This is a genomic window from Psychrilyobacter sp. (genome assembly GCF_049671765.1).
Taxonomy (GTDB): domain Bacteria; phylum Fusobacteriota; class Fusobacteriia; order Fusobacteriales; family Fusobacteriaceae; genus Psychrilyobacter.
The window spans coordinates 1-2,904 of the sequence record NZ_JBATVM010000214.1; the positions used below are offsets into that span (position 1 = coordinate 1).

The 2,904-nt window shown below is 29.4% G+C and carries 6 protein-coding genes; all 6 read right to left on the reverse strand.

Features of this window, described 5'->3' with window-relative positions:
• Nucleotides 1–98: 98 nt before the first annotated feature.
• Nucleotides 99–413: a hypothetical protein gene (locus WBG30_RS10310; protein ID WP_424504570.1), complete on the reverse strand. Its 315-nt coding sequence runs from the start codon at nucleotides 411–413 to the stop codon at nucleotides 99–101.
• A 249-nt stretch (nucleotides 414–662) separates the two neighbouring features.
• A complete protein-coding gene (locus WBG30_RS10315; RefSeq protein WP_424504571.1) occupies nucleotides 663–965 on the reverse strand; it encodes a hypothetical protein in 303 nt (100 codons plus the stop codon).
• Nucleotides 966–977: 12 nt separating this feature from the next.
• Nucleotides 978–1,478, reverse strand: coding sequence for a lysozyme (locus WBG30_RS10320; RefSeq protein ID WP_424504572.1), 501 nt, complete (start codon nucleotides 1,476–1,478; stop codon nucleotides 978–980).
• Nucleotides 1,479–1,730, reverse strand: coding sequence for a hypothetical protein (locus WBG30_RS10325; protein ID WP_424504573.1), 252 nt, complete (start codon nucleotides 1,728–1,730; stop codon nucleotides 1,479–1,481).
• Nucleotides 1,731–1,743: 13 nt separating this feature from the next.
• Complete coding sequence (locus tag WBG30_RS10330) at nucleotides 1,744–2,277, reverse strand: hypothetical protein (protein WP_424504574.1); 534 nt, start codon at nucleotides 2,275–2,277, stop codon at nucleotides 1,744–1,746.
• Nucleotides 2,278–2,323: 46 nt separating this feature from the next.
• Nucleotides 2,324–2,904 (reverse strand): hypothetical protein (locus tag WBG30_RS10335; protein WP_424504575.1); only part of this gene is annotated, 581 nt, incomplete at its 5' end.

Below are 2,904 nucleotides of genomic sequence, written 5' to 3' on the forward strand. Positions count from 1 at the left end.
CCTAAAATGCTCCTAAATTATATACAATAAGAAAAGTCTACCAATTTAGGTAGACTTTTTTAGTAGAAATCATTAATTGATCATTTTTTTTCTCAATATTATTTAGCTTTACAATTTTCTGCTTTAGCGGAAATTAGATCAGAAGAATTAACCTTAAATTCTTTATCTTTAGTATTCTTACAACTAGAGCATAAAGGTACTATATAATATTTTTTATCAGTATCATTTACTTTTTGAACGTGACCTCCTACTAATTCAGAAGGAATTTTTTTTACATCACATCCTCTACAGATATATTTTGAATATTTTTTATCTGGGTGTTTATTTTTTATCCAATGATCAATCCAACTATTACATTTACAAGTGGGAGATGGAAAATTACTCCCTGTTCCATTTAAATTTTTAACTAACATAATCTACCTCCATTTTAATTAATTTTACGTTAAAATATTACTATATTTTAGTTAAAAAACGAAACTTTAAGTCTTATATTTTAAAATGTATATTTGAAATGCTTGTATAAATTATTAAAATTTTTTATTTTATCTATAATTTTGACTATTCTTTATATCTCCAAAACAATTCCATTATAGAATTAGCCCTCCTAAAAATTTTAAACTGAAACAACTTAGTCTTATAATTCCATGGATCTATTTTAAATTCTAATCCTTTTCCTCTAATTTGGAATCTTCCAAACCCAGCGACATTTTGTATTTATCTAACTCATTATCTATCTGATCATTAGAGGTTAGATTGATATTGCCATCATGTTTAGAGTTTTTAAGCCCTTCTGCAAAGTCCATCAACACTTTATATGTTACATCTCTTGCTTTTTCTCCTCCTACACCTTCAATTGCATCTCCTACCTTGTCTCCTGTCTTCTTTAGTAGTGGTGATGGTAAAACTAATAATATGATTCCAAATACTATCTGTAATACTAATGGGTTTGTAATTAAATCTTTCATTTTTCACTCTCCTTATAATTCTTTATATGTTTCGCGATAATTTTTAGGGATTTCTTTTACTATGGGGTTTAACCAACCACAAAATAGATTTCTTTCAGAGACTCTTCTCCTAAGTAATCCCTTAGATCTCTTCTTAGCTACATTAGACCATAGGTTAAATATTTTACAAGCTCCTATAAAATTCCTATTATTTACTAATTTGACTATGGAAGATTTTCTAAAACTAGATCCCCCAATGTTGTAGCAAAGAGACACTAAAGCATCATATTGATTCTGGTTTATCTTTTTTATCATGATAGCTTTTTTTACTACATTCTCATAAATCCTTAATTGTTTTATTAGTTCTTTTTCTGCCTCTTCTAAGGTCATAATATCGCCATTTTTGACTTTTATCTCATTGATTCTAGTAAAGCCAAACCCAATTGTCCATACTCCAGCAGGGCAAGTATAAGCTTTCATTTCGTAACTCTCAAAATGCTTTAAAAGATCTATTCCTTGTTTAGAAATTTTCATCTATCCCTCCTTTTTTGCTTTTAGATATCCTTCAATTTCTGATAATTTCATCATTAATTTTTGAAAATCTTCTCTACTGACTTTCTCTGAAAGCTTTAATTTTATTGATTCTATTTCTTTTTCTATATTATCTATACGGTCACTCTCCTTATCAGAAGTTCTCACAAAACGTTCCCAAAAAGGTTTGGTTAAATTGATTGTTAGTAATCCGCCTATGATCCAGTTAGCAGCTATACTTGTCTCTAGTGACATAATCTCCCCCCATCTAAATCAAAGTAAGTTCTTGGCACGCATCTGCATGTAATTGCAATAATTTAGATATTTCTATATCTAAATCTGTATATTTAGTTTTTATACCTAAATTTGCTCTAGCTATTTTTCTAGCTTGAGTTGCTTCTAGCTCTCTTTCTATGCCTCTAATTTTGCCTTCTATACTTTCTATTTCCATTCCCTTATTGTATACCCATTTATCTACTTTCCATTCGTAAAAAGGAGTAGGTGAAGGAATAATTTTTATTGTATCTCCTTCAATGATCTCTCCATCTCCTAAAACTTTATATCCTTTTTCTACTTGTTCTCTTTCATTTAAAAAATATAAAGTGAAATCAGGTTGAATAATATAAGGCTTTGTTAATTCTCCTTCATGCACAAAATGGATCTCTGGGTCATAGTCATATGGAAATGCTTTTATATACTCCTCACCAACTCTATTTTCATTAAGAAAAATAGATTTTATAAGTTTTTCTTTAGCTTCTTCCCATGTAGGAGTAGCCTCTTTTTTTAATAAGTTATATCTCATTTTTCACCTCTTTTTTTTTATCTATCAACCAAAACAAATTTAGAATTTATTTAACAATAAAACTAAAATTAGCACCATCAATAAACGAAATATCTTTTGATATAGTAAAAGCACCTCCAGTATTCAAATAAAACATTCCAATTTCTTGAGTTGAACCTCTAAACCCACCAAATCTAATGGTTTTATCAGGTCTATAAATTTCCTCTAGGACTACTGTAATTAAATCATCCGGATAAATTGAAATAATATTGACAGTTATTACGTTACCTTGTCTGGCGACGGTGATAGTTCCGTTAGTTCCTTCATAAGTATGGACTCTAGAAAAATTCTCTATTTGTTCTGCGTTATTTTTTATCGCGCTTTTATTTGTGTTTGTAAAACCAACTGCTTCTACCGCTTTATCATAAGCAATCTTTACTGCATATGCAGAAGCTACTAAGATCTTACTAGTTGAATTAATTACATGAGAAAAACTTCTATTAAACGCATCTTTTTTAGTGAATTTAGGTTCTTTTCCACTTGCTAAACTATATGCTTCGTTTGCTCTCGTCTGAGCTGAATTAGCGGTATTTTGAGCTGTTATAGCTTTACTTAATGCTGCTGCGCCTTTATCATAAGCAATCTTTA

Bases quoted from the DNA above. Each gene is read 5' to 3' on its own strand.
- WBG30_RS10320 (WP_424504572.1), bottom strand. From the start codon at position 1,478: ATGAAAATTTCTAAACAAGGAATAGATCTTTTAAAGCATTTTGAGAGT.
- WBG30_RS10325 (WP_424504573.1), bottom strand. From the start codon at position 1,730: ATGTCACTAGAGACAAGTATAGCTGCTAACTGGATCATAGGCGGATTA.
- WBG30_RS10310 (WP_424504570.1), bottom strand. From the start codon at position 413: ATGTTAGTTAAAAATTTAAATGGAACAGGGAGTAATTTTCCATCTCCC.
- WBG30_RS10330 (WP_424504574.1), bottom strand. From the start codon at position 2,277: ATGAGATATAACTTATTAAAAAAAGAGGCTACTCCTACATGGGAAGAA.
- WBG30_RS10315 (WP_424504571.1), bottom strand. From the start codon at position 965: ATGAAAGATTTAATTACAAACCCATTAGTATTACAGATAGTATTTGGA.